Here is a 25,823-nt window from a genome sequence, read left to right as displayed (position 1 = left end):
AGCCCCCTGATCCGAAAGGACACGCCATGGACATCACTCCCCGCGTCCTGGTCCTCGGCGCCGGCCCGGCCGGCCTGGCCACCGCCGCCGAACTGGGCGCCCGGGGCGTGCCGGCCATCGTGCTCGAGCGCGGCCCGCAGCCCGGCGCCGCCTGGACGGGCCGCTACGACGCCCTGCGGTTCAACACCTCCCGGCGCCACTCCGCACTGCCCGGGGCGCCCTTTCCGCGCGAGTACGGCCAGTTCCCCACCCGCGACCAGTACATCGCCTATCTGCGGCGCTACGCCGCCGACCGCGGCCTGGCCTTGGAGACCGGGGTGGAGGTCTTCGGGATCCGCCCCGACAGCGGCGGCTGGTGCGTCAGCACCTCGGCCGGCGAGCGGCACGCCGAGCACGTGGTGGTCGCCACCGGCGCCCTCAACCGGCCGAAGCTGCCGGCCTGGGCCTCCGAGGATGCCTTCGACGGCGAGGTCCTGCACTCCTCGGCCTACCGCAATCCCGCGCCCTTCGCGGGGCGCACGGTGCTGGTCGCCGGCGCCGGCACCAGCGGGATGGAGATCGCCCACCAGCTCGCGGCCGGCGGTGCCCGGCGGGTGTTGCTCGCCGTGCGCACCCCGCCCAACATCCTCCTGCGGGAGCTCCACGGCCTGCCCGGCGATCTGCCGGTCCCGCTGCTGCTGCGCCTGCCGGACGCGCTCGTGGACCGGCTGCTCTTCGCTCTCCAGCGGAGGACGGTCGGGGATCTCAGTGCCTACGGGCTGCCCCGCCCCGTCGAGGGCGCCATGGCCTCGATCAGGAGCCGCGGTGTCACGCCCGCGATCGTCGACGCGGAGGTCCTCGACGAAATCCGCAGCGGAGCGATCGAGTGCGTCCCCGCGGTGGTCGGGCTCGACGGCGACAGCGTGCTCCTGGCGGGCGGCCGGCGCGAGCCCGCCGACGCCGTGATCGCCGCCACGGGCTACCGGACCGGTCTGGAGGACCTCGTCGGCGCTCTCGGGGTGCTGGACGAGCGCGGCCTGCCGCTGGACGGCACCGGCCGCGAGGTGGCCCCGGGCCTGCGGTTCGTCGGCTACGTATTCCGCCCGGGCTTGACCGGGTACGTCGGGACGATCGCGAAGCGGGTGGCGCGGGAGATCGCGGCGACGACCTCCTGACCGCATCACTCACCGCGGCGGGCGGACCGGCGCGGAGCTTCTCTCCCGCCGTCGTCGCGGAGTGGCCGGCCTAGGTGGGAAGGCTCCCCTGTCCGTCGGTTCTGTCCAGGTACTTCTTGATGCAGTGGACCGCCCCGAGATTCTCGGCGAACGGGTGGAAATCCCCGAGCATCGTGACCTCGAAGCCGAGGGACTGCCAGACCTCCCGGTTCGCCTCATCCGTTCTGGCCAGATCGCTCCATGCGCCGTGCCCATAGGTGGGCAGCCACACACGCTTCGTCCCGTCGCTCCCGATCTGCGCCAGGGCGTTGTTGCTGGTCGCGAAGTACCAGGTGCGCAATCGGTCAGCCGGGTCGTCCACATGGGTGAGCGGAAGAGGATTCCGGTGGACGTCGAAGCCCAGGGCATCCAAGTGGAGTGCGATGTTGTCGAACACTTCCTGCATGGCACCGGGCCAGAGCGGCACGTCCAGAATCTGCGCCGCCATCCGGGGGTCTCCCACGAGCAGCCGGTATCGGCCGTCAGAGCCCCTGCCCGCCAGGGTGATGAACATGTCGATGTGGAAGAGAGGCTGGACCGTTCCGGCCTTGTTGCCGAAGTGGACGATCTCCTGCCATTCCGTCCCATCGACTGTGATCGGCCGGACCGCCTGAGCCGGTACGGGAACAGTGCTTCCCACATAGTGCATGACTCGGGACGTGTCCAAGTACTCCGAGTACAGGCGTCGAACGGTTGCCGGAGGGCTTTCTCCCGGAGCCGGGATGATCGCTTGATACACGTAGCTCAGCGAGTTGGCGGGATAGTCGGCGCCGATCAAAAAGAAGTCGTCGCCGATGAGCAGGTTTCCCCCCTGGAAGTAGAGGGGGGCCTGGGAGTGACCCATGTCGGTGTGGTTGCTGACGATGTCCGCGAGGAGGGCGTCCCCGTAGCGAGGGAAGGAGAACGGCTCGACGAAGGCGGGGGTTCCCGCGCCCTCGTCCTGCACGATGGCATAGCCGTCCTCAGCCCACACCGAGAAGTGCAGATGATCCACGACGGCGATGACGTGGACGTCCCCTTGCCGGTCGGCGTCGAACCAGGCGCGCACTTCGGCCTCGACGGATTCGTGGGTGATCACCTCGAGGTCGACCTCCGGGCCGAGCTTGGACACCAGGTCCCGGTATGCAGCTGCCAGCGGGTTCGGGCGGCCGTCGACGTCCGTGACGGCATAGGAGGGGATGGCCAACAACATCCTGCCGATCTCCCCGTGGGTGCTCGACACCAGCCGCGGATTCCTGGGAACCCTTCTGGCGGCCTCTGCTGCCGCGGCCTCCGCCATGACGATGCGCGCGAGGTAGAGCTGTCGCTGCCCTTCCTCGGGAACATCCCCTTCGGTGCGCGGACGGAGTGCCGCCACTTTCGGGTAGTGCCTTTCCATCTTCTGCTCCGGCATGCCGATCTCCCCCACGGACGCGCGCGAACGATGTTCCCTGAAGCATGAGCCGAACTCGAGGGGATGGGAAGATCGAAATGCAAGATGAAGGGCCGGGCGGTACCGACGGGGCCAGAGGGTGATTCCGGTGCCGAACGACGGATGCGTCGTCGATCGCACCCTGGAAGCGAAAGAGGTGAGGGGTATGAGAACGCAGCGGACCGTCGTCGCCCTGTTCGGAGCGCTCCTGCTCGTCGCAGGCATTTTGCTGCTGCTCCAGGCGATGGGGGCCGCGGTGGCCGTCGGGCTGTTCTGGGGCGTGCTGTTCCTCGCGGCCGCCGCCGTCTTCTGGTATCTGTTCGCCACGGGCCGGGAGACCTGGTGGGCGGCGTTGCCCGGCGGTGCGCTGCTGGGTCTGGGCCTGACCGTGCTCGCGGGCGAGGCCGGGCTGCCCGGCGCCGCGATGTGGGGCGGGTCGCTGTTCCTGGGGTCGATGGGCGCCGGCTTCGCGGCGGTGTACCTGCGCCAGCACGAGCGCTGGTGGGCGATCATTCCCGCCGGGGTGCTGATCACCCTCGCGGTGACGTCCGTGTGGGACGCCGCCGTGTCCAGGGAGCGCGCGTCCGGCGCCCTGTTCTTCGCGGGCCTCGCCCTCACCTTCGCCCTGGTTGCCGTCCTGCCCGGCGGACCGGGACGACAACGGTGGGCGTGGATCCCCGCCGCGGCGCTGGCGGTGCTCGCCGTGCTGATCGCCCTGGAGGCCGCGGCGCTGCTGAGCGTGCTCGACTACCTGTGGCCGCTGGCCCTCATCGCCGGCGGCGGGGTCCTGCTGTGGCGGGCGCTGGGGCGGTGGCACACCACGGAGCCGCTCGAAGCGAGCGGCGAACGGACGACTTCAACGGACGTAGCGCCGGACTCCCACGGACGTGATCCAAGGCGGAAGTAGGCGCGCTCCCGCCCCGGGGAAGGAACCGTTCTAACGGCCGAGCCGATGTGTGCTCTTGGACGTGATAGGTCTTTGGGGCCAGCCCGGCCTCCCCTCGACGCCGCTGGTCCTACCCGCACAGGCTGGGCCTCCGCAGGCGCCAGGCGTGCACTCGTGGTGGGGGAGCACGACTCCTATTCCAACATCGAGACCGGCAACGGTGACGCGGGTGCCCACCGCGACAGTACCGTCGGAATCACTGGTAGAACGGGGAGTAACCACAGAAGCTCGAGGACGTGACAGGGGAATTCCGTGAGCAATAATATTCAGCCAACGTACCGATCAATCAAGAACCTGCTTCAAGCGCGAACGTTCTCCATTGATGACTACCAACGTGAATACAAGTGGGACTACAAGAACATCGAGGAACTCGTCTTCGATCTTATCGGCAAGTTCCGTAATGAGTACGATGAAGGCGACCCGACGAGCAAGGTCAAGACATACGGCCAGTATTTCCTGGGCTCAATCATCGTGACCGACCGGAACGCGAAGACCTATCTGGTCGACGGTCAACAGCGCGTCACGTCACTCACTTTATTGCTCATCCACCTCTATCGAGAGGCCAAAGACCGCGGGCTCGGTGTGATCACTACCCTCGAGCCACTGATCTATTCCGACGATTACGGAGAGCAAAAGTTCAATCTGGACATCCCTGAACGTGTCCCCGTCGTGCGGGCCCTGTTCAACGGAGAAGACTACAATGTTGAGGGCAAGGACGAGTCTGTCCGCAACATTCTTGCTCGATACAGGGACATCGAATCGTTCGACTTGGCCAACGAACTGGGCTCGTCCCTGGCGAACTTCATCTATTGGCTGGTCGCCAACGTTGGACTCATTGAAATCAGCGCTGGCAGTGACACCCAGGCGTACGCCATATTCGAAACCATGAACGACAGGGGAAAACCATTGAGCCCTGTCGACATGCTGAAGGCATACTTGTTGGCTCCCATCGAAGACGATGAGAACCGCCGGCATGCCAACAAGAAATGGCGCGAAACAGTCCTGCGCTTGAACACATCTGACGACGCCCCAGACATGGAACAGGACGCCGCGTGCATCAAGGCATGGCTGCGTGCTCAGTACTCTGAAAGCACCCGTGAGCGTCGCGCTGGGGCTGTGGACCAAGATTGGGAACTTATTGGCTCGGTCTTCCACCGATGGGTTAGAGATCGCCGGGAGCACATTGGCGTCGGTGACGAAAATGCCAATTTTCGGTTGATGACCGAGGAATTTCCCTTTTTCGCCCGCGCCTTCGCCCTCGTCCGGCACGCCGGACAGCGCTATACCGCGGGCCTCGAACCGGTGTTCTACAACGCCCACAACGAGTTCACATGGCAGAGCACCGTACTGCTCGCCCCCTTGGACGTCAACGACGACGACGAAACAGTGCGGCGCAAGATCGCAGCCACCGCGACCTACTTGGACATCTGGATCATGCGCCGGACCTCGAACTACGTCCGGGTGGGTTACTCCTCCGTCAGCTACGCCATGCATCTCCTGACGAAGAAGATTCGCCGCAAGTCCTTGGACGAGTTGGTCGACATTCTCCTGGAGCAGTTGACGCTCGATGACGTCAGCTTTGATGGGATCCAAGGCAGGGGGCGTCACGGCATCCCCCAGTTGAGCATCAACCAGTTCAGCAAGCGGTACGTCTACCACATGCTCGCGCGGATCACAGCATACGTCGAGACGCAGTCAGGTCGATTGGACCTTTTCGACAAGTACGTTGATCGAACATCCGGCAATCCTTTGGATATCGAGCACATCTGGGCAAATCATTACGAACCGTATGCGGATCAATTCGACTCCGAACGAGATTTTGAGAACTCGCGGGAGAATATCGCTGGCCTGGTCTTGTTGCCCGCCGACGTCAACCGGAGCTTCCAGGATAAAACCTTCGAGGAGAAGGCCCCGCATTACGCAAAACAAAACCTTTACGCGGCGAGCCTTACGGCTTCCGCATATGAGCACAGTCCGCAATTCTCGAAATTTGTTCAGGAACGCGAACTGCCATTCCGGCCGTACGAACACTACGGTCTCGCGGAACAATCAGAACGAAGTGGGCTCGTGTCCCGGCTTGTGAAGGAGATCTGGTCGCCCCAACGGCTGGAGGTCTACCGCACGAGTGAGGTGTTGAGCGGAATTTCCGAATAACAGCGGGCGCCCGCTCAGTCCCGGGCGACACCATATCGGTGCCGCCCGGGACGAAATCAAAAGCTGACGCCCACGCCTCCGCCTCGGATCTTGACTTGGTGGTCCAGGAAAGGAGCGGTCCACCAGGAGTCGATCTGTCCGAGGTGGATGCGCAGGGCTGGCACCTCGTAGCTCGTCATTCCCGGTGGGATGACGGTGGCATTGAGGAGGGACAGCACTTCTGGAGTCGATCCGGAGTCTTGCAGTGCGATGGAGGCGAACATGTCGTTCACTCGCTCAGTGGCAATTACTTCCTTCTCCTGCCAGGAGGTTTTCCAACCGCCTACACCCTTGACCACTTCGTCCACATAGGCTTTGTGCGTAGCCTTGATGAACCCACCGGTGGAGACGGGGATGCCCACATACGTCGTAGCACCGCACATGACGACGATCCGTTGAAGCTCCACACCCTTTTCTGCCGTCTCGACAATGGAGCAGAGATGGGGATCGATGGCCCTGAAGTTTTCCATGCGCTGACTTTATCCAGACGTGGCGGTGCCTCTTCTGCGACACGCACTTCGACCATTCTTCAAGGGAGCGGCGCGCTCATGCCGCCAGAAATTCTGATGGTTCCCCGCTGTACGTCACCACCAACTCGTCCCGCGCCCGGCTGGCCGCCACGTAGAGCAGCGACCGTTCCCGTTGCAGCACGTCTTGGCGCTCGGCCTCGGCGAGGGAGGTCAGCGCAGCCGCCTGGGGGATTGACTTGGCCCCGACGCCCATGAGGATCACGTGGCTGAACTCCATGCCCTTGGCTCCGTGCATGGTCATCACCAGAGGCGTTCCTTGGTCCTTGGCGTTCTTGGCTGCGGTACTCGTACTTGTCCGGGACGGGATACCGCGCTCGTTGAGGCCCTCGACGATGCGGGAGGCATCGTGCCTCGAACGCGCCAGGATGCCGATGGTCGCCTCCTCGGAGGCGCCCTGCCAGCGAGAGATGGCCTTTGCCGCGGTGTCCAGCTCGTCGGCGAACGACCTACCCTGCTCGATAGTCGGGACCGGACCCGAGCGCAGAGACCGGTAGACGGTCGTCGACTCCTCATCGCCCTCGATGTCCCGGTAGGCATCGCCGGATAGGATGCCCACGGCGTAGTGCAGGTTCTCCGCGGTCGTCCGGTAGTTCAGCGTCAACCGGCGGGACCGGCCGACAATCTTGATCCCAAAGCGGGACAGCGGGATCCGCTGTCCGTAGATCCGCTGGTGGGAGTCCTCGGCGATGAACAGGTCGTCCGGCCCCACAGGGGCCGCGGCACGCAGCAGCAGCCAGTGACCGGCGTTGAAGTCCTGGGCCTCGTCGACCACCACGTGGTCCGCCACGCCGGGCCTGATCCGGGAACCGAGGACCGCGGCGGCGAGCGCCTCGACCTCGGCATAGGTGGCTGTGGCCTGCCGGCGGCAGATCGCCCGGAACGCCTCCACCACGTTCCAGACGTCCAGGCGGCGGGTCCGGTTGAGGGCTGTGCCTCGGCCGGCCCGCGACACGCGGAGGTAGTCGGCCTTCGTGATGATGGAGTTGGCAAGCACGATCGCCTCGTACTCCTCGCCCAGGAACGTGGGGTTGGCGATGTCCGCGTCTAGCGCGTGCTGCGTGACGGAGAGTGCTTCGTTCCACTGCTGGCGGCCGTCCGTACGGCCCTCCAGTCTCACGTCCGAGGAGTCCAGGATCGCGAGCCCTGCAGAGGCGAGCTCGGTCGGCGAGGCGGACTTCACGATCTGCGCGCCGAGGGCATCGATGCCCGTGACCCAGACGCCCGGCTCTCCCAGCCGCTCGGCACGGGGCAGGTCGGGATCCAGTAGCCGGAGCTGGTCGTCCAACGACGCCGCGAGGCCCTTCGTGTAGGTGGTCACGACGACGCGCGCTGCAGGGTTCGCCAGGGCGAGGGCCCGTGTCCGGTGCAGTACTACCACGGTCTTGCCCGTACCGGCGCCGCCCGAAAGCCGGAACGGCCCGTTCCAATGTTTGTCGACGTACCGTTGCTGGCTGGGATGGAGAAACGTACGCCACGCGTCGAAGGAACTGTTCTCGATGATGTCCTTGAGCGCCTCCGCGTCCTCGCCGACGTAGGTGAACTGCATCTTCGTGGCGGGCTTGTCGAAGGACTTCTTGAAGCGCTCGCTCTCGGGCAGGTCCTTCTCTTTGTCGGGCACCGTGCCCAACTGGAGTTCGTCCTTGACGTCGTCGACGGACATGCCCGCCCGCAGGCCCAGCAGCGCGTCCTGCTGCCACGCCGGCGCATCCTCGGTCGCGGTATCCAGCTCGGCCTCCGACCGAGCGGCGAGAACAGCGCCGGTCACTCGGCGATCCAAGCCGAGCTTTTCGTAGAGCGAGTCCACTGTATGCCCGGCAGCCCCGATCGGATTGACGAACACCGGAGTCGCGGGCGGCTCCGGGGTCCCCGACGACTCCGAGGGCCCCTTCTTCGGTGGCGTGAACAGGGGCTTTGGCAGGTTCTTCGATTCAGAGGGCACCGGCGACTCATTGAGCACCTCGAGCACACCGTTGATCGGGTTCACCTGCAGACGCTTTCGAGACGCCTCGACGTAGGCGTCATCGTGTGGCCAGGTGCCCACGTAGATGTAGTGGGTGTCATCCTCGACGGTCTCCTTGAACAGGATGGCCCGGTGATTGATGTCCACGCGCGCCGTGCGGACGCGGTGATCGACTGCGTTCTTCACGGGCTCCACATGTAGACCGGCGGTGGTGTCGTCATCGGTGATCTTCGTCAGCATGTCGAAGACCTTCTTCTTGAGCGAGCCGTCGATCTTCTGCTTGCTCTTCATCATCGTGATGGTGGGCATCAGGCGTTGTCCTTCACAAGGTGCGGGGCCACAGCAGCTTTCACGCTTTCGACCGTGGGTTCGACGACGGTCCACCCTTCAGCTTCGAGGACCGCCATGCGTGCATCGCCGTCCTCCGCATCGAGAAGGACACCGATCTGGAGGTCCGGCCAAGCAATGTCGATCGGTTCCCCGGAGAGTTCGTAACCGAGCTCGGGAACTCCAATTGCGTCAACGGCGGCCAGCGGTTCCAACAATTCCTTCTCCTCGTCCAGCGCGTCCTTCAGCACGTCTTGCCACTCGGGGGTGAGTGCGATGTCCGGGAACGACGACGGCGGGGCCGTGGGCGCCTGCGCATCAACCAGAAACGCCGTGGTCACGGTGAGGCCCGAGGTTTTGAAAGCCAACAGCGTGGACAGGTGCAGCCACATCTGCCAATCCTCGTGCTGGGAGGGCTGGGCCAAGCCCGTGCTGGTGTCGTCGAGGACGAGGTCCGCAGTGATGCCAGAGGGGTTCTTCGGGGACCCAGTGAACACGGCCGACACTGCTCCGTGCGTCCACGCCCATGCGACATCAAGACCTTCCGGTGCAGGAGCCGCCGGTTCGCCCAGCAGTTCCCGGCCCCAGGACAACCGCCGTTCCCGGTCGGTCTTCACCGGCTTCGACAGCAAGTGCAGGCCCACGACGTCGGCGAGCGCCGCCCAGTCCTTCCGTACCGGGTGCCGGATCCAGCTGAGGAGCCGGTCCACGGCATTGCGCGGAACGGCTCGCACCACGTCCGGCACGAGCGTGTAGTCCTGCATCAGCTTGGGAGTGAGCTGAGCCCGGAACCACTCCGGTTCTGGATCCTCGGCGGCGTCGTCCTCGAACCGATTCAGGTCCTGGTCGGTCACGGCCCACGAGATGATCCCGTGCTCCCGCAACGCCTGGCGTTTCTGGCTGTCGTCGGCCACGCGATTGTGCGCTGCTGTGGCGTGGAAGGCATAGCCGTCCGTGTAGATGGCAACGTCCGGGATGTTGAAGTCGGCGGTCGATAGCACGAAATCCGGGCGGGTCCCCGCCTGCGGGAGCAGCTTCTGCGCTTCGAGGGTCCAGGTGTGTGGGCTGCCGGAGAACGCGAACGTCAGCATGTCCCCGTACATCCCGGGCGTCCGCTGGACGGACACGCCCATCGTCGCCAGCCGCTTGGCGAGGGCCTCGCGGAACCGGACTTCCAAGTGGGACTCGGTCTCCGGGGTTTTGAGACGGGCGTGCTGAACTGTCCAGTCCCCGAGCCGAGGTTCGCCGGAGAGCTCGCTGACCCGGTCGGTCGCGGCCAGCAGCTGCAGGAGCTGACGTTCAGCGGTGGCCCGGGAGGTCCTGTCCATCTCCCACGGGCGGGTGAAGGGCAGCAGGCACCGGTGGCAGGCCAGCCGGTTCTCGAGCCGACAGGGGCAGTCCCGCACGGTTTGCCACGCGGTCTCCAGCAGGTCCCACACCTTCTCCTGGGATGCGAAGCCGGCCAGGTAACCGGTGCCGCCGGGGACGGTGTCGTGCAGCAGCAGACCGTCGCGCGGACCGTCGCTGGTGCCGACGCTCACGGGCACGATGTCGAGGTGGTCCGGCTCCCCACCCAGCACAGTGCGGACGCCCATGAGCAAGGCCGAGGTGAGGCTGGGCAGCGAGGTGCTGTCGGCAGCCGTGATGTAGTCCGGCAGGAACAGCAGCACACCCTGCGTGGTGAGTTGGCGACCCAGGGCCACGGTCAGCGTCTGCTCCTCCGCCGCAGTCGCGTGGACGCACCAGGCCCGGTGCTCGGAGCGGGAGTTGCGTCGGGTGGCGTTGTCGAGCTTGCCGCAGTACTCGCAGACCCGGAACAGCGGCGCCCGGAACGGCCGGCCGGCGACGTAGCGCTCGAGCCCCTTCTTGTCCCCGCGGCCCATGTTGAGCCAGCGGAGGTCCACGGAACGCAGGCTCTCCACGCCGAAGCCGTTCTGCTCCACGAACCAGCGGCTGGCCACGTTCTTCTCGACCACGTCGGCGAGCGCGGCGACGCTGTAGACGGCCGTGCGGCGCTGGTCGACGGTGTCATTGATGGTTGCCTCGTCCCGCCGAACCTCAGCCGACACTTTGGCCAGCGGGACCACGCTGAGGTCCTGGCTCGTGTCGGCGATGTCCGGAGTCTGGCAACGTGCACAGTTGGAGACGCGCACACCTTCACTTACACGCTCGTTGACCCACCCGCAGGCCGGACAGAGCTGCCAACGGACGACGCGAGACTGCTCCGGCCCCAGGTCCACAGCATCGATGAGGACCTCGAGGCCCTGGGCGTAAAAGGTCGATCCGGGGGCCAGCTCCGTCAATGCCGAGGCGGCTCCACGGCGGTACTCGAGCCGGTCACTGTTGAACTCCATGGTGTCCGGGTCCTGCCAGGAGACGCCCACGTCCAGGCTCACGGAGTCGTCGACGAGCGTGTAGTTCGGCAGCAGACCGTAGCGCTCCATGGCCGAGATCCAGTACTCCTTGACCTCGTGGTCGCTGAGCTGCCCCCGGACCCGACGCAGCGCCGCCTCCGCGGAACGCAGCGCCCGGACCTCCTCGTCCGTCGCCGTCGGTCTTGCCGCCACCTCCCGCAGCTCGTCGAGGGATTCCTCGATGCGTTGCTTGCGGTGGCGCAGCTCGTCCCGGTCGCGGGTCCACCTGCGGAGCGCGTCGAGGAGTCGGTGGCGCAGCGGACTGCAGCCGGTTTCGTCCGGCTCGGTCCAGTCCTGGAGACCCCGCGCGGCCTCCTCGCTCAGCAACGGGCTGAAAGCGGCCAGGAACTCCGGGAGCAATTCGGCCGAACTCTCGTCGGCGAGCCGTGCCAGGGCGGTGAGGAAGCTGGTGTCGCTCTCGGAGAACACATCGGTGGGCCTGCTGGGGTGCGGCGCCTGCAGGTCCAGGGCCAGAAGGTCGGCGAGCCGAGCGAGGTACTGCCGCCGGAGGATCTCCTCGGCGTTGAGGTAGGTCGCCGGCGGGCGGACGTCGCCGTTGATCACGGACAAGGGGTCGTGGAGTTTGGGCAGGTGCTGTCCACGGCCGCGCACGAATGCGAGGATCAGGGCGTTGCCGGTCAGTCGACCGGCACGCCCCACGCGCTGGATGTACGAGGAGACAGAGGTCGGCAGGGACGCGAGCATCACGCAGGACAGGTCCCCGATGTCGATGCCCATCTCCAGGGTCGGTGTGGCCACCAGGACGTTGGGGGCATCGGGGTGATCGGCGGAGTTCCTGAAGTGGTCCTCGTAGGCCAGCCGCTTCTCGTCCTTGAGCAGGGAGGTGTGCTCTCGGGCGACGACACGGCGCAGGTCCGAGGAACTGTAGAGGTTCCGGTAGTAGTTCGGCTCAATCTCCTGCGCCTCCAAGGTGCCGGGGCAGGTGTTCTGCAGGCACGGCGCGCCGTCCAGCTGATCCACCACCGTGTCAGAGCCGGGCGTCTGCACGCGGCACACCTCGCACACCAGGTGTCGCGGCGATTCCGTGGAACGCAGCAGGACGCGGCCCGGTGGGATGGAGTAGACCGTGGCGCCGTTCTTGGTGGTGGACGCTTGGAGGATCAGCTCCGTGTGCAGTTCGGCGAGCAGGTTCTTGGCCAGGAACGCGCCGTCGGCGGCCGGGACACCCAGTGTCCGGGAGGCCCACCGGGCGTACCAGGACCGGCTCGTGGTGACAGCGTCGAACGCCTGGTCCTTGCCCTGGGTCTTGCCGACCCGCGGAAAGGACGGCGCTGGACGACCGGCGGGGAATGCCGGCATGCCGACGCTGCGATTGCGTCCACCCCACAGGGACCAGCGATTGCCGTCCTCCTGGATGTACTTGTTCAGCCAGCCGTGATGGATACCCCCCTGAACGCGGATGCGCTCGAGCGTGCCGCGAGCCCATTGCAGTAGGGCCGCGTCGGAGACTTCCTGAGCCTCAAGGAACTGCTGGGTGGCGGTGGACTCGTACGCCTTCCGGGCGATGCTGAGGAGGACAGCGGGGCTGCCCTCGGCGTCCGTCTCAGCGCTCACGGCACCGGTCAGTTCGAGCGTCCGGCCGATGCGGGACTGAAGGCCGAACTCGAGGGCCGCGTCGAAGAGCAGCCGGTCGAGGACGCGCCGTCGCGCACGTGGGGGCGGTTTCGGCTTCTCCCAGAAGTCCTTGAATTCTTTCCGGTCCGCGAGCACCGGGGGAATGAGCTGGTAGCGCTCGCCGGCGTCGCCGGCCTGCTGCACGAGCCTGTCCACCAACTCCTGGAGCGTGGTGGTTCCCTCGTCCAGCGCCCTGTGCAACGCCGTCCGCAGGGTCAGCACGTGCGAGCGAGCCTGGACAAACCCCGCTCGATGAGCGGCGTCTTGAACGCTGTCCGTGAAGACGAGCGCCTTCTTCTCTGCCGCGTCCAGTCCCGCAGCGCTGAAGAGATTGGAAATGGTCACCGAAAGCATCGTCGCCACGGCCGAGCCGAGGAAGCGGATGCTGTCCCGGGTCAGGCACACGGGACATACGTCGTCCTTGGCATCGTCGTCGACGTCAGGGCCGGCAAGCGTCAGCACCGGCAGGATCTCACCGTTGAGGACCGCTTCGCTGTCCGGGTCGGGGGCTTCGACGAGCAGGGTCCGGTTGCGCGCGTCGAACCACCGCAGTCCGGGCAGCTGCTCCTCCCCCGGTCCCGCGTCTGACGACGCCGTCGACGCGCGCTGGGCCTCGATCGGCGCGTAGATGAGTGGGCGGAAGCGGGGATCGTCGTGGGCGGCCGCACGGCGGATGCCGCTGAGGTCGGCATCGAGGTCCTCCCCCGTGGGCTTGAGGACGGTGCCCCATCCGGAGCGGCCGCAATGACGGCAGAAGATCGCCGGCAACCACAGCGTCTGGGCGTCGGTGCCGTCTTCGGCGGCGTCCGTCACGCCGTCGTCGCCCCAGCGGAAGCGCGACGTCGCGTCGACGGCCTTGTCGACGCGGGTCAGCTCGCGGGTCCACAGGTGCGTCTCGACCGTGGGAGCGGAGCGCTCGTGCAGGAAACGGAGGTGGGAGAGGAACGCGACGACGTGGCTGAGGAACTCCTGCACCTCTTCGCGGTTCAGACGGGGAGCCATGCCAGTGGGGAAGATCTTGTCGGCCAACTCCCGGAGGGAAATCGCGTCCTGGGTGTGCTCCAACACGGCCCGTACCAGTGGGTGCGCGCGCACGGCGTCCAGCGGAAGATCGGTCGCCGAGGTGCCCACGGCACCCAGGCCGAACACGTCGCGCGCCAAGATCGGCACGACGGCCTCGACCGGGTTCTCTGCCTCCTCCATGGCCTCGGCTACGGCTCCGTTCAGCTCCTCAATGCGCCCTACGATCTCGGCGAGGGCAGCCCGCGACTCGGTAGACCCCACCGCGGCACTGCCGGCACACCACTCCTCCACCGAATCCCGTGATTCAGTGACCACCGCATCGGGCGAAAACTCCTCCCCGAAGACCGTCCGGGCGAAGTCGAGCATGGTCGACGGCTCGCCCTTGGCCCCAAGCGTCGCGGAGGTGGCCACGGGCGTCACCCGACCCAAAGGACGCTCCCGGTCCTCCTCGGTGAGCCCGTACGGCGCCCCTGTGAGGTCCTCCGGCCATCCTGACTTGAGGGCCAGGCCGAGGCGGCGTAGCAGCATGGCGACGTCCGTGCCCTGCGCGCCGTCGTAGGTGTGGAACTCATCGAGCACCACGTACTGCAGGGACGTGCTGGAGCGTTGCCACATGGCCGCGTCCGCGGGGCGGAGCAGGAGCATGTCCAGCATCTTGTAGTTGGTCAGCAGGATGTCCGGCGGGTCATCGTGCATCACTCCACGGTCGGTGATGAGGCCGTCACCGCTGACTTTGGTACGGCTCGGCCCGTTCTGCCCCGTGTAGAGGGCGGCACGGACGCCGGCCAGATCGGGGTTGTCTCCGATCAGCTTGGCCAGCCGGGAGGCCTGGTCGTTGGCCAGCGCGTTCATCGGGTAGAGGATCAGCGCCTTGATGCCCTCGACGCCACGGGCCTGCGCCCGGAGCACGTGGTCGATCAGCGGCATCAGGAACGCCTCGGTCTTCCCCGATCCCGTGCCAGTCACCACGAGCGTGGGATCCGGTCGTCGGAAATCCGACGACGACGCCGCATCCGGCTTTGAGCTGAGCCGCCGGAACGCCGCCGCCTGGTGTCCATAGGGCGTGAACCACGACGGCAACCAGTCCAGCAAATCCCGCCACCTCTCGATTGCCGCCTGAAACGGCAGTCGAGTTCGCACAAACGGCCCTTGGAACAGCCCATGCTGTTCGTCGGCAAGGAATTCCTCGAACTCAGCGCGGGCCTCAACGTCGGTCAGGGAGAACGTGGTGGACAGGTAATCAGTCAGTCCCTGTTGCAGATTTCGCGCGGCGAGGCTGGGAAGCAACTCAGCCATTGGTCACCTCAGCGAGTTCGCCCCGTCCCTGCCGCTCGGCGAGGAGCTTCTCGAAGCGAGTGTAGGCCGCGCGCATGTCTTCCTCCCGGTCGAGAACGCGGAAGGGGAACTCGAACACGTATTCCATGCCCGACTGTGGGTGCGTCCAGGAACGATCTTCCTTACTTAGATCTTCCCCACGCGTCCGATACAGCTTGGCGACAGGGTCGGCCACCTTGCGGCCGTTAGCATCATAAAGATCCTTGCTTTCATAGCTACGAAGAACAGGAAACTGTGTCCTATAGATAGTACAAAGTTCGTCAACTGTGATTTCGAGCATAATCGCCACAATGGCGTCAATCTCAAGAAGCGCTTGGCGACGCTCTTCGGACTTTCGGACCGGGCTAGATAATTCCCAAGGGGAGTCAAATACAGAATGCCACAGCGGAGCGTAGTCCTCACTAAGGCAAGTTAATCTCGCCGACAATTTTGCTACATCCATCGCAAGCGGGTGCATTTTTATATGCGGAGTGGCATCGATCGCAGGTTGGCGCAAGTCCCCAAATTGAGCAACGCGAGTCAAGAAATCTATTGGCAAACTGTTCATTTGCCCGCACATGTTAAGAATATCCTGATTTTGGACCTTCGTTGACTCATGAAAGGAAATTAGTGAAAGAACAGTGCCCACATGAGCTGCCCCTGGGGGTATGACTGTTGCTTGCAAGGTTCTCCAACCCGGAATGGCGGCCATGCGACGCCATGCAACCCTAAAAAAGTTCCTCGAAGGACATTCCATTCCATTGATTAGCCAGCGCGCATATCCTTTGTCATATCGATCGCCACAAGATCTCTGAAAACTTGTGCGCGGAATGAATTTGGAGGGCAAAGCTTCAAGATCGACCTCCGACCAATCCAGGTTATTTTTCATTGAAGGATTCGGTTGCTTCGAAAAGGGAGTAGCAAGAGAAAAATGAGGCCCCTGCAAGATTACATCATTCCACGAGTCAGGGATTGCAGAACCGACGTCAAAATATCCATTTTTACGATCCGTAGTTTCATTCCAACCCGAAGAGTAGTAGAGGTCAAGATCTCTCGCGCGCGGCGCTTCGGCCAATTTACGCAAGACTGATGCGCTCGACTGGTTCATCGGATATATCATGGGGGCCTGAACCCAATGAGCAGCATCCTCACCCAATACATCAGACCAAACTTTCAATTCGCCTGGATCGACACGGATAATACGTTCCTTATGCGGCCGGACATCCCACCTATTATTTTCATCCTTAAGTCCAGGGACTTCACCCGAACCATCGTGCACCAGTGAACGAGCAACGGTTTGAGGATGATATAAGGAGGCGGCCATAAGGAAACTAGGTTCTTGGCGTCGGGGTCCATAAACGTGAACCCCGTAGGTGATGCGGTGGTGGATATCGAATAAAGACAATTCATTGACAAACTGCCAATGCCTTCGAAGCCTTCGATAGGATTCCGCGCGGAGCAAGCCCGCTTTCTTCTCTGTAAAATGAGACTCGGGGTGCAGTAAAGCAACTACTCCACCATCAGCCATAGATCGCCATGCGCGTTCCATAAATCCCCTGTATAGATCAGGACGCAAGGACGCAATAATCGAATAGGTAGCCACGCTGGTCAGGAAAGCCCTTGTTCCTGATATTTCGGTGGCCATGTTACGAAGGAATTCAACGTGAACGATATCGGAGTTCGCTTGCGTTGTCTTTTGGAACTTCTCTGCTTGCGTAGCGACAGAAACTAAATGCCACCAAGGGTCGAACTCAGCGTGGAACATGTCTTCATCCCAGTCAGGACGCACCCAGGGCGGGTTCCCCACTTGCAGATCGAATCGCCCATTGGCGAAAATTGGCGCGAAGTCCAACTCCCAGTGAAAAAAGCCTTGGTCCTTGGCCACTCGCTCGCATACGACCAGCCACGGGTGGTTTTGACGCAGGTTGGAAATGGATCGCAGATTGGCCGTCACACGGTCGAGGTCCTCGATTGCGTTGAGGTCCTCCCAGGTGAGGTCACGACCGATCTGCATTTGCCCTGCGACAAGACGGGCTTTTTCGACTCGAGACAGCATCTGCTCGACGCCGAGGAGGCCTTCGAGGGTCTCCAGCCAGGCTTCTACGCTGGGAGGAATGACTTTTTGGCCGGCCACAGTCACCGGTGTATCATTCAGCGGCCAAAACCAAAGGGCGTTCCAAGCGTCCATGACCCGCCGCAGACGCTGGTAGGCGCCATTGGGGTCCTCAAAAGTACTCTCAATCTCCTCACGCGTAACTGCATCCGTTGGGAGCCGTTCCGACTCGCGTCCCCACAGCGGGATGTCGCGGCGGATCTGTTCTTCGGCCATTTGCAGGCGGATCAGTACCAGTTGCCACAGCCGCTCCACCCGCTGGGCGAGCCCCTGGAGGCGGGCGACGTCTTTTTTGGTGAGCTTTGTGCGCACGGACTTTCGCCACTCTTTGAGCGCCGACTGAGCCGGACCTGCTAGGTCCTTGACGTCCTTCGCTTCGGCGGCAGCGCCCCATCCTTCTGCGGGGAGCAGAAAGTGGTGGATCCGCCCAGCGACGGCAGGATCGACGTCGTCGTGCTCCATGGCCGCGGCCATTCCGCTCAGCGGATCTTCACGTGGAGTTTCTTTGAGCCAGCTCTTCGAGAGGACCTGCTTCTCGCTGTAGGTGGCACGGCGGGCGCCGATGAGGGAATTGCCGCGGCGCAGGTGTAGACCGAACCACGGGGCCTTAAGGTCCTTCACCATGGTGTCCAACCACAGGGAAATTTCCGCCAACTCTACAGCGGTGGCATTGAGGTCTACGCCGTAAACGTTGTGCAGGGCGAGGTACGCCTTGGTCCTTTGCCGCTCTCGGGGCATGTCCTCCGGCTCTATCTGCTGACCCAGCTCCTTCTGGCGGAGTGTGAGGTACTCATCGGCGAGCTGCCGCACGGCCTCCACCGCGAATGCGCCGGAGCCCAGAGCCGGCTCGCAGACCGACAGGTGGAGCACGCTCTCCGCGTCGGTGATGGCCCCGGACCCCCGGAGCTCCTCGATGGCCTGGGAGACCACGAACTTCGTCATGACCTCGGGTGTGTAGTAGGACGCCGACTGCTGGCGCTCGCGGCCGGCCAGGCGGAAGACGAAGCTGCCCTTGTGGTGCACCACGGGTGTGATCTCCCCGGTGATCGGATCCTCACGGGTGACGAAGTCCTTGGTGGCGATGTCCTGGGAGCGTGTCACCGGGACTACCCAGGAGCCCTTGGTGGCGTTGCCGTCCTTGGCGACCTCGTGCAGGTCTTCCTGGGCGATGAAACCTGTGTAGGACATGAGGCCCTCATAGACGGAACCGAGCTGGTTGATGCCCAGCTCCGCGTAGGAGATGAAGCCGCGGTCCTTGCCCCGGCCTTCCTTGCTCAGCAGGAGCTTCTGCAGCACCTGCTGGAGGGCCAAGTTGCCGAGTTTCGCCTCGTCGATGAGGGCGGTGGCGCGGGGCAGGAAGAGGTCGGCGGAGAGGTTGCTGAAGGTCAGCCCTGGAGCGCGAGAGACGTCGTCCTCGGCCTGCTGATTCCTCGGCCGGTGACCATTGTTGACCAGCCGGAACAGGACGTCGAGAGACTGGTACAGGTGCGTGCCATGGTGTGCCTTCGGAGTGCCGAGATCCGTCAGCACCACCTCGCGGAGTCGATCAAGACCATAGCCCTCGGTGTAGTTCTCGTCGCCGACCGGAAGAACGCCCATCTCCGGAGACGCCTCGGCGTAGAGAAGGAACAGAATCCGGTACAGATAGCGCAGGGACTGGCGGGCCAGGTCCTGGCCGTCGATGTCGTCGTTGCTCAGTCCCTGGGCGGTGCGGCGCTCGAGGACCTCGTTGGCGAGGATTTCGATGGACTCCCGGACGCCCTCGCGCAGTTCGGAAGAGACGCCCACGGTGTGCTTGACAGAGTCCTCGAGGACCTCGTTCCACCACACGGTGCCGTCGGCAGCCTGGACCACGGACTCGCGGGCGGTGACAGCCAGGGCGCGCTCGACCTCGCCGTCGCGCGTGGTGTCGTTGCGTTCCGCCATCAGCAGGAGGTCGACGGCCAGGTAGCGTCCCTCTTCCCAGCGCTCGCGCTCGGTGAGCACGAACCAGCGGCCGGCCTGCACCGCGACGAACGCCGGCGGCTCGTCAGCGGCGTAGACCGCTGAGACCGCCTTGGGTGTGGACAGAGGAACGGGTTTGCCGTCCTGCGCCACGGTGCCGAGGAGCCGGGAGTCCGAGGAGACGACGTCCTCCAGTGACCCGGCGGGACGGGCCTCCAGGACGACGACGTCGCCCTCCCCCGAGCGCCACGCCTCCAGCTGCAGTTCGCCGCTGCCGCGGGTGAAGGTTTGCCCCTGTGTGGGACCCCGGTAGTCGAGGACCGTCCGGACGAGTTCGTGGGCAGGCGCCGCTGCCTCCTCCAGGGATCGGCCGGTGTCCTTGGCGTCCTCCGCGTCCCCGAAGGCAGACAGCGCGGGGATGAGCCGGGTCCGAGTAGCCGAGAATCGGGAGCGCACGGTCTCCTGGCCGTCGGCCTCCTCGGCCTTCCACTCCTTGACGCGGTCGGCGACCTTGGCCTTGAACGAGGCCTTGGTGGAATCCGTGGTCAGGTAGTGCTCACTGATCCAGTCCTCCACCACCACGATCGAGTCGTACGCTGCCATGTCAGGCGGTCTCCTGTTCCAGGGTCGGGGCTTCCTGCTGCGGCTCGGCCACGGGGGTGTCCTGAGGGGTAAGGACCAGCAAGGGCCGGAGCAGGCGCTGGTCGGGCGCGAGCATGCCTGCAAGCTTTTCTTCCTCGGACACCCGGTTGGTCAGACGCTTGACCGTACTGAACTGCGTGCCCTCCAGGGCCAGTTGCTTCCACGAGGCAGCACGGTTCGTCCATCGCTCGATGCGCTCCTGCGCGTCCTCGGCGGCGACCTTGGTCGTCTCGCCTAGCAGCTGCTCGGCGTGCCGGACCGCCGGGGCGATGAGATCCTGCAGCTCGGCTGCGTTCGCGACCGGCCCCGGATTGACGGCCTTCTCCGTAAATCCGACGTCTCGGAGCCAGGCACTGAGATCCTCGATGGTCTCCATCTCCGGGAACATGGGCATGTCGAAGGTGGCGGCGAGGAAGGCCCTCGACACCACCTGGCCGCGCTTGTTCATGAGCGTCCCCATGAGCAGGACCGTGGGGTTCTCCACGTCCGCGCGGATGGCCGGGATTTCCTGGCGGGCCATCGAGGACAGCGCGCGGTCGGCGGCCCACTCGGTGACCGGGTGCAGCGGGCCGAGGAAGTGGGCCTCCGGCCACGTGCTCGTCGACTTGCCTTGTTTGGCCTTCTCCAGCTCGCCCTTGCCCACGTCAGGGGTCGTCGCGAGTTTGAGGTGATCGGCTACCTTGCAGTCCGCCACGTAGCTCTGCGGCAGGTAGGACAGCCGTTGCTTGAGGTCCGCGGGCGGGTCCAGCTCGGCGATGCCGTGGCTCTGGTGCACTTGCCAGTTCACGCCGCCGCGGGCGGGCGGCTCTTCGGGAGCGACAAAGGCCTCGCGGAGGGCGTCGTCCAGGTAAGCGAGCTCGTTGGCGTAGAGGCCACGGGTCCTCCGCGGCTGGGTCTCCAGCACGGCGTCCTCGGCCTTGGTCTCACCGAGGACCTCTAGCAGTTCGTCGAAGTCGCTGAACTCGTTATCCTCCTTCGCGGCGGCAGCCTGTGCCTTGGCCTGAACCTCCTCCGGCGAGCGCACGACGTCGTCGAACTTCCTTTTTCCCATGAGGACCTCGCGCAGGGCGGTTTCCTCCCTGCCCTCGGAGTAGGCACCCATGAGGGAAGCGACGTCGTGCAGGGTGGCGTGGGCTTCGTGCTCGCGCTCCATGAGGCGGGTCAAGACACGGAAATCCCCGGAGAATTTCGGGTGACCCGGGTCCAGTAGCAGGGTGGTGATTTGCGGCCGGAACTCCTGCCCGTAGCGGTCGATACGGCCGTTGCGCTGCTCGATGCGGATGAGGCTCCACGGGATGTCGTAGTGGATCAGTTCGTGGCACTGGGCGTGCAGGTTGACGCCCTCGGAAGCGACGTCGCCGGTGATGAGGACGCGCACATCCGAGCCGGCGCGCTTGAAGTCGTCGATGACCAGCTGCTGCTCCACATCGGAGAGACCACCGTGCAGCACCTCGAAGTTCTTGGCCGGCATCCCGAGGTCCTGGGGCAGGTGGTCCTTCAGCCAGGCGAGAGTGTCCACGCGCTCGGAGAAGACCACCGCCCGCATGTCCGAGCCCTTGGCCACGCCGATGCCCTTCAGGTACTCGACAAGCTTGAGGTACTTGGCCGAGCGCTTCGGCGTGATCTCCTCCGTCAGCTGCTGCAGGCGCTGAAGTGCTTCGTGCTCGTCGCCCTTCGCGTTCTTGAGGCGGTTGCCTATCGTGGCGCCCAGCGCGGCCGGCGAGGACAGGAATGCCTTGGCGAGGGTCCACGGGAAGAGGCTGCGATCGCCACCCGCGGCGGAGGGGGACGTCCCGCTGAGCGGGTACAGCCACGTGTCGGCCAGTTCCTGGGCGACGGCGTCCTCCTCCGGCGAGGCCGGGACGTGGAGGTTCTGTGGCTCCTTGCGCTCGGCCCAGTCGGCGCCTACTTCCCGGGCCACCTCGGGGCTGTGCCGGTGACGGCGAACAATGAGCCGGTCGACGTCCTCGGTGTTGAATGTCCCGTCCGGGCGCACCACCGTGGGGTCGAGCAAGCGCAGCAGTTCGGCGAAGGACTTGCCGTCGCCGTTGTGCGGGGTTGCCGAGGCGAGGATCAGCGTCTCAGTGTTCGGCGCCAGGATGCGGGCCAGCTCGTTGTTCTGCGTGGCCGCGTTGGTCACGTTGTGGGACTCGTCGATGACGACGGCGTCCCAGCGGACCTTTTCCAGATGGGCCTTGTACCGGGCCGACTTGAGGGTGTCGATCGAGATGATCGCTCGCTTGTAGTAGGTGAACGGATTGCGCGTGGCCGGCAGCTTCTGCCGCACCCGCTGGATGCCGACGGAGTCGAGCCGTACGAAGGGCAGGGCGAAGCGGCACCACAGTTCGTGCTGCATCTGTTCCAGGACGTGGCGGGGCGTGACCACGAGGATGCGGTCGCCGCGGCCGCGCCGGGCGAGCTCGGAGAGGATCATGCCGATCTCGAGCGTCTTACCGAGGCCCACGGCGTCGGCGATGAGCATCCGGGGCCGGAGATTGTCGGTGTCCAGGGCCTTCTTCACCGCAGCGCGCTGGTACTCCAGCGAATCGGCGAGCATCCTCATGGACACTTCGAGGTGCGGGTCATAGAGGGGCAACGGGGTCTTGCGCAGAGTGGACTCGATCCACAGTCGGGCCTTGCGGTAGTGCGGGCTGCTGTCCGCGACCACAGGGGCCTGGGTGGGGTCCATGACCTCGATGTCGTCCAGGGCGTCGTAGAAAACCGCGGTGGTGTCCTTGACCAGCTCGCTGAGCCCCCGCACGTGGACGAGCCAGCCGTCCTCGGATTGCTCGGTCTTGGTGACCATCCACTCCTCGTCACGGATCACTACGATGACGCCCGGGACCATGGGGGCGGACTGGGTCTTTTCGGGGGTGATGGTCATCGATCCTCGCAGGGGGGTGCGGTGTGTCAGGCGTAGGTCCTAACCTAACGCTCGACCTCGGGGGAAGGCTCCACGGCGTCTCATGAGCTGGCAAGTTCCTGGCCACTTCGCAGGCCCCACTCCAGGCCTCCGGCTCGAGGGTTGCCTGAACACCGTTGTTTTTACATTTGTTACCCGCCGCACAAGGGTTGCTACTGAGACGTAGGTTACGTTGATTTCCAGCATCCACCTCTCGGGACCTTTGGACGACGCCGTGAAATACAGCAATCCTTACGCATGGGACAAATACTTGATGTGGAACGACGCCGTGGTCGACCACTTCTTTCAAGAATCCCGAGCCGGTGAGCCCGTCTACCTGGACATGGAAGACAGCGTGTTCCATGCCCTGGCCAGTCAGTTGGATTTGCCGGTCCAATGCGCAGAGCCGGAGTTTCAGGCTGCCATTCACGCCGTCCTCCAGCGTCATTCCGGTCCAGTTTTCCGTCACTTCGACCGGGAGCTGACCCGGTGGTGGCTACGCCTCAAACGCGAGAAGAAGCTCGGCTTCGGTTCGCAGGACGCGCCGGCACCCCCCGTGGTGGGACTGCTGGCACTCACGGCACGTGCGGCCGAGCTCCAAGGGACGGCTGACCTGGGAGCGGGCGCGCACGACTCCGGCTTCTATTCACACCTGACCTCTCTGCTCATGCTTCCGCAGTCCGAGCACGGACGTGTTTCAGCTGCCATCCGGCACAGCAGCGAGAACTGGTGGGACTCGCTGGCGTACTGGCTAGAACTTCACGATGGGCGCTTCGGGCTCCCGAGCGCCGCCGCGTTCAGCTACCGATATGTGGGCTTGCCGACCTCCCAGGCGCTCATCCGGGAGGCGGACATCCCCCGCCTCCATCGCATGTTCCGACAGTTCGACCTCGAGCCAGGCGGCAGTGTGAGCCCCGAAGACATGGCGGTCATGCTTCGTGAGTGGTGCGAGACCAGCCACGACCTGACGGCCAACCTTCGGCGGCTCCTCGAGAACGAGAGTGCACGTCAACAAGTGGCAGATATCGCCGTTGTGGAGTTGAGCACGTGGACTCCCGAGGCCCCGGAAGACGAGCCGAACGAGGCCGGCGAGAAGCGACCCGGGCGAGTGCAACTCGCCTACTGGTCCCAACGCCGGAAACTTCGGCAACGAACACTTCACTTCGGCGCCCTGATGCAGGGCACGGAAGCAGCCGATGGCTGGATCCTGCAGACCGAGGACTCGCCGATCCAGTTGACGGTCGATCAGGCGACTCCCACCGCGGTGGCATTCACCGCTGAGGACGTCAACATCAACAAACGATCGCTACTCGAGGGTCAGCTGGATGTCACCGACCCGGTGGGGCGAAATCACCAGCGAGTTCCTCGTCCCGTGATTATTTTCTCTCGCTCCGAGAGTATCCAAGGCTTCCTGGAAACGCCTCGGGCCCAACTCGGCCGTGAAATATCCATTCTGGTGCGGCACGACCGAAACCTTGTCAGCCGGGTGAAGTCCCTCCTCACGGACTGTGCCGAGCCCGGATTCGTCCACTCCCTCGCCGGACATGGCAGCGTCCCAGAAGGATGGGACATCTTCGAGAAGGTCGTCCTGCTTCGCCCTCCGAGCCCTACGCAGACGGGCCACGGGCTCGACATGCTCGCCCCCCTCACCTCGCTGTCGGTCGAGTTCAACGGAGGTCTGCGCCTACCGGGTCGCATCGCCCGCTGGAGCTACACATCCAAGCCGTCGATGACTGTCACGGCGTCGGAATCACTACCCGTCTCCGTGCGCCTGGAGTGGATGGAGGTCGAGTCCGACGGGATCGCTCGTCGCACCAAGGTTCTGGCAGATAAGGCCGAGCCCCCTCTGACTCTGGAGGTGCCCGCTGACATTCCTTGCCGGGACTTCACGGTCGTGGCCTCGCAAGCGTCCGGTTCTGCGGTACGGGAGATTCGACGCTCCCTGCGTCTCAAGCGTGGTGACGACAGGGACGCGCGCCGGTGGTCGCAGAGGCCCGGCCTCGCCCACCTCGACATGCAGCGCGGGGTGATTTCAGCCGAACTATTGACCGCGGAGATTGGCGATGACGACGTCATTGTTAAGGGGGCCCGCGTAGAAGCGTTTCCTGCCGACACAACGAACACAGTTCCAGGTACTGACTTGCCGTGGAAAGACGGCCGTAACCAGCTTCGCCAGGCCACGGCTCGGCCTCACGTCGGTCTGCCGGTCCCCGATCCGACTTCGTGTCTCGTCACGGGGGCTCACCGGTTTCTCCTGCCTCCTACACCGCGCAAGCGCAGCAAGCGCGCCGTGTGGATCTACAAGGGCTGCAGTCAATGCGGCCTCACAAAGAGGCACCTGCTCGACCCCGGCAACCTCAAGACGCGGGGTCCCATGACGGCGCAGGAGATGCCGCGTTACGCGCCGTTGACCCGGACCATGCGGCACGCGGTGGGACGGGAAGAGATTCAGGACCTTATGGTGCACCTGGGGTACGGGACGATGGCCGATCTCCGCTACATGGCCCGGGAGACGGACCTGGATGCCAGCGACCTGCACGAGATGGTCAGAGACCTCGAGTCGACGGGGTTTCTGGAGATCAGGCGCGACGAGAACATGCGTGCCGTCGACTGGGAAATCAATGATCCCGTGCTCGTCGAGTTCCGTGACGGCGTGGCGGCCGTCGGCGGATGGTCCGAATCCCAGTTGGAACGACTCATCGATCTGTCGGACGGCCGAGTGCCCACCGATGAAGGAGCTCCCACCGTCGTCCGCGTCACGGACCTTTCCCAGCTCGCAGACGATCTGGTGCCGGAGACGGTGTACTGCGGATCCGCCGAAGTCCTGGTCGATTGCCTCCCACCCCTGTCCGAGGCATTGGCCGGATTCCCCCAAATTCCGTTGCCCTCACCGTGCCAGGAACTCGACTGGTTCTCCGTGGGACAGGCTGCCTGGATAGCGGTGGACGGGATAGGGACCGCCGGTCTGTACCGGGACACCAGTGGATGGATCACACAGCACTACCTGGTGGTCGACGATGTGACCTGTCTGCGCGTCGACAAAGAATTCGGCAAGCATGCAGCAGCGGCGCTCGAACGACGAGCGCTCATCAGCTATGACGCCGAGGCCGAGGAGCTCCGTGTTCCTTTGGGAGCTCGCCTGCCCGGGCTCTATGAGAGAGCCGTCGTCCTATCGACCTTTGCTCTGCCCCGATCCAACAAACAGCGCAGATCCATCGTCTATCCGAACGTCGATATCGATCTCGCCGCTGCTCTCACAGGAAAGATGGTCTGACT

The 25,823-nt window shown here is 64.6% G+C and carries 10 protein-coding genes; 4 read left to right on the top strand and 6 right to left on the bottom strand.

The annotated features are described in order from the left end of the window. The first annotated feature begins 26 nt into the window (after positions 1 to 26). A complete protein-coding gene (locus AVL61_RS03250; RefSeq protein ID WP_058872914.1) occupies positions 27 to 1,154 on the top strand; it encodes a flavin-containing monooxygenase in 1,128 nt (375 codons plus the stop codon). 70 nt (positions 1,155 to 1,224) lie between these two features. Here AVL61_RS03250 and AVL61_RS03245 read toward each other — a convergent pair whose 3' ends face one another. Then, entirely contained in the window at positions 1,225 to 2,586 is a 1,362-nt protein-coding gene (locus AVL61_RS03245; RefSeq protein ID WP_058872913.1) for a hypothetical protein, read from the bottom strand. 184 nt (positions 2,587 to 2,770) lie between these two features. Here AVL61_RS03245 and AVL61_RS03240 point away from each other — a divergent pair, with 184 nt between their 5' ends. Beyond that, positions 2,771 to 3,511 (top strand): hypothetical protein, encoded by a 741-nt coding sequence (locus tag AVL61_RS03240; RefSeq protein ID WP_058872912.1) that lies wholly within the window; start codon positions 2,771 to 2,773, stop codon positions 3,509 to 3,511. Positions 3,512 to 3,802: 291 nt separating this feature from the next. Beyond that, the gene (locus tag AVL61_RS03235) at positions 3,803 to 5,704 is read left to right on the top strand and encodes a DUF262 domain-containing protein (protein WP_058872911.1); all 1,902 of its coding nucleotides are present in this window, start codon (positions 3,803 to 3,805) and stop codon (positions 5,702 to 5,704) included. A 56-nt stretch (positions 5,705 to 5,760) separates the two neighbouring features. On the opposite strand, the gene AVL61_RS03230 is transcribed toward AVL61_RS03235, so the two are convergent. The 5 genes from AVL61_RS03230 to AVL61_RS03210 form a co-directional block, all read right to left on the bottom strand. Further along, complete coding sequence (locus AVL61_RS03230; RefSeq protein WP_058872910.1) at positions 5,761 to 6,213, bottom strand: hypothetical protein; 453 nt, start codon at positions 6,211 to 6,213, stop codon at positions 5,761 to 5,763. A gap of 76 nt (positions 6,214 to 6,289) precedes the next feature. Beyond that, entirely contained in the window at positions 6,290 to 8,542 is a 2,253-nt protein-coding gene (locus tag AVL61_RS03225; protein ID WP_058872909.1) for a 3'-5' exonuclease, read from the bottom strand. Continuing rightward, positions 8,542 to 14,928, bottom strand: a complete 6,387-nt coding sequence (locus tag AVL61_RS03220) for a DEAD/DEAH box helicase (RefSeq protein WP_058872908.1) — start codon at positions 14,926 to 14,928, stop codon at positions 8,542 to 8,544. The genes AVL61_RS03225 and AVL61_RS03220 overlap by 1 nt, the downstream gene beginning before the upstream one ends. After that, a complete protein-coding gene (locus tag AVL61_RS03215) occupies positions 14,921 to 19,606 on the bottom strand; it encodes an Eco57I restriction-modification methylase domain-containing protein (protein ID WP_058872907.1) in 4,686 nt (1,561 codons plus the stop codon). Before AVL61_RS03215 ends, AVL61_RS03220 begins: the two co-directional genes overlap by 8 nt. Before the next feature lies 1 nt (position 19,607). Further along, complete coding sequence (locus tag AVL61_RS03210) at positions 19,608 to 22,529, bottom strand: SNF2-related protein (protein ID WP_197412625.1); 2,922 nt, start codon at positions 22,527 to 22,529, stop codon at positions 19,608 to 19,610. 253 nt (positions 22,530 to 22,782) lie between these two features. Here AVL61_RS03210 and AVL61_RS03205 point away from each other — a divergent pair, with 253 nt between their 5' ends. After that, positions 22,783 to 25,821 carry a hypothetical protein gene (locus AVL61_RS03205; protein WP_157571272.1) on the top strand — a complete coding sequence of 1,013 codons (3,039 nt, stop codon included), beginning with the start codon at positions 22,783 to 22,785 and terminating at the stop codon, positions 25,819 to 25,821. The last annotated feature ends 2 nt before the right edge of the window (positions 25,822 to 25,823 follow it).

Origin of the sequence: Kocuria rosea subsp. polaris, from assembly GCF_001483755.1 — a bacterium.
GTDB lineage: Bacteria > Actinomycetota > Actinomycetes > Actinomycetales > Micrococcaceae > Kocuria > Kocuria cellulosilytica.
This window is presented reverse-complemented; position numbering and strand designations above follow the sequence as displayed.

Coding starts and splice junctions, on each gene's coding strand:
- AVL61_RS03245 (WP_058872913.1), bottom strand. CDS start 2,586: ATGCCGGAGCAGAAGATGGAAAGGCACTACCCGAAAGTGGCGGCACTC.
- AVL61_RS03250 (WP_058872914.1), top strand. CDS start 27: ATGGACATCACTCCCCGCGTCCTGGTCCTCGGCGCCGGCCCGGCCGGC.
- AVL61_RS03215 (WP_058872907.1), bottom strand. CDS start 19,606: ATGGCAGCGTACGACTCGATCGTGGTGGTGGAGGACTGGATCAGTGAG.
- AVL61_RS03210 (WP_197412625.1), bottom strand. CDS start 22,529: ATGACCATCACCCCCGAAAAGACCCAGTCCGCCCCCATGGTCCCGGGC.
- AVL61_RS03225 (WP_058872909.1), bottom strand. CDS start 8,542: ATGCCCACCATCACGATGATGAAGAGCAAGCAGAAGATCGACGGCTCG.
- AVL61_RS03220 (WP_058872908.1), bottom strand. CDS start 14,928: ATGGCTGAGTTGCTTCCCAGCCTCGCCGCGCGAAATCTGCAACAGGGA.
- AVL61_RS03230 (WP_058872910.1), bottom strand. CDS start 6,213: ATGGAAAACTTCAGGGCCATCGATCCCCATCTCTGCTCCATTGTCGAG.
- AVL61_RS03240 (WP_058872912.1), top strand. CDS start 2,771: ATGAGAACGCAGCGGACCGTCGTCGCCCTGTTCGGAGCGCTCCTGCTC.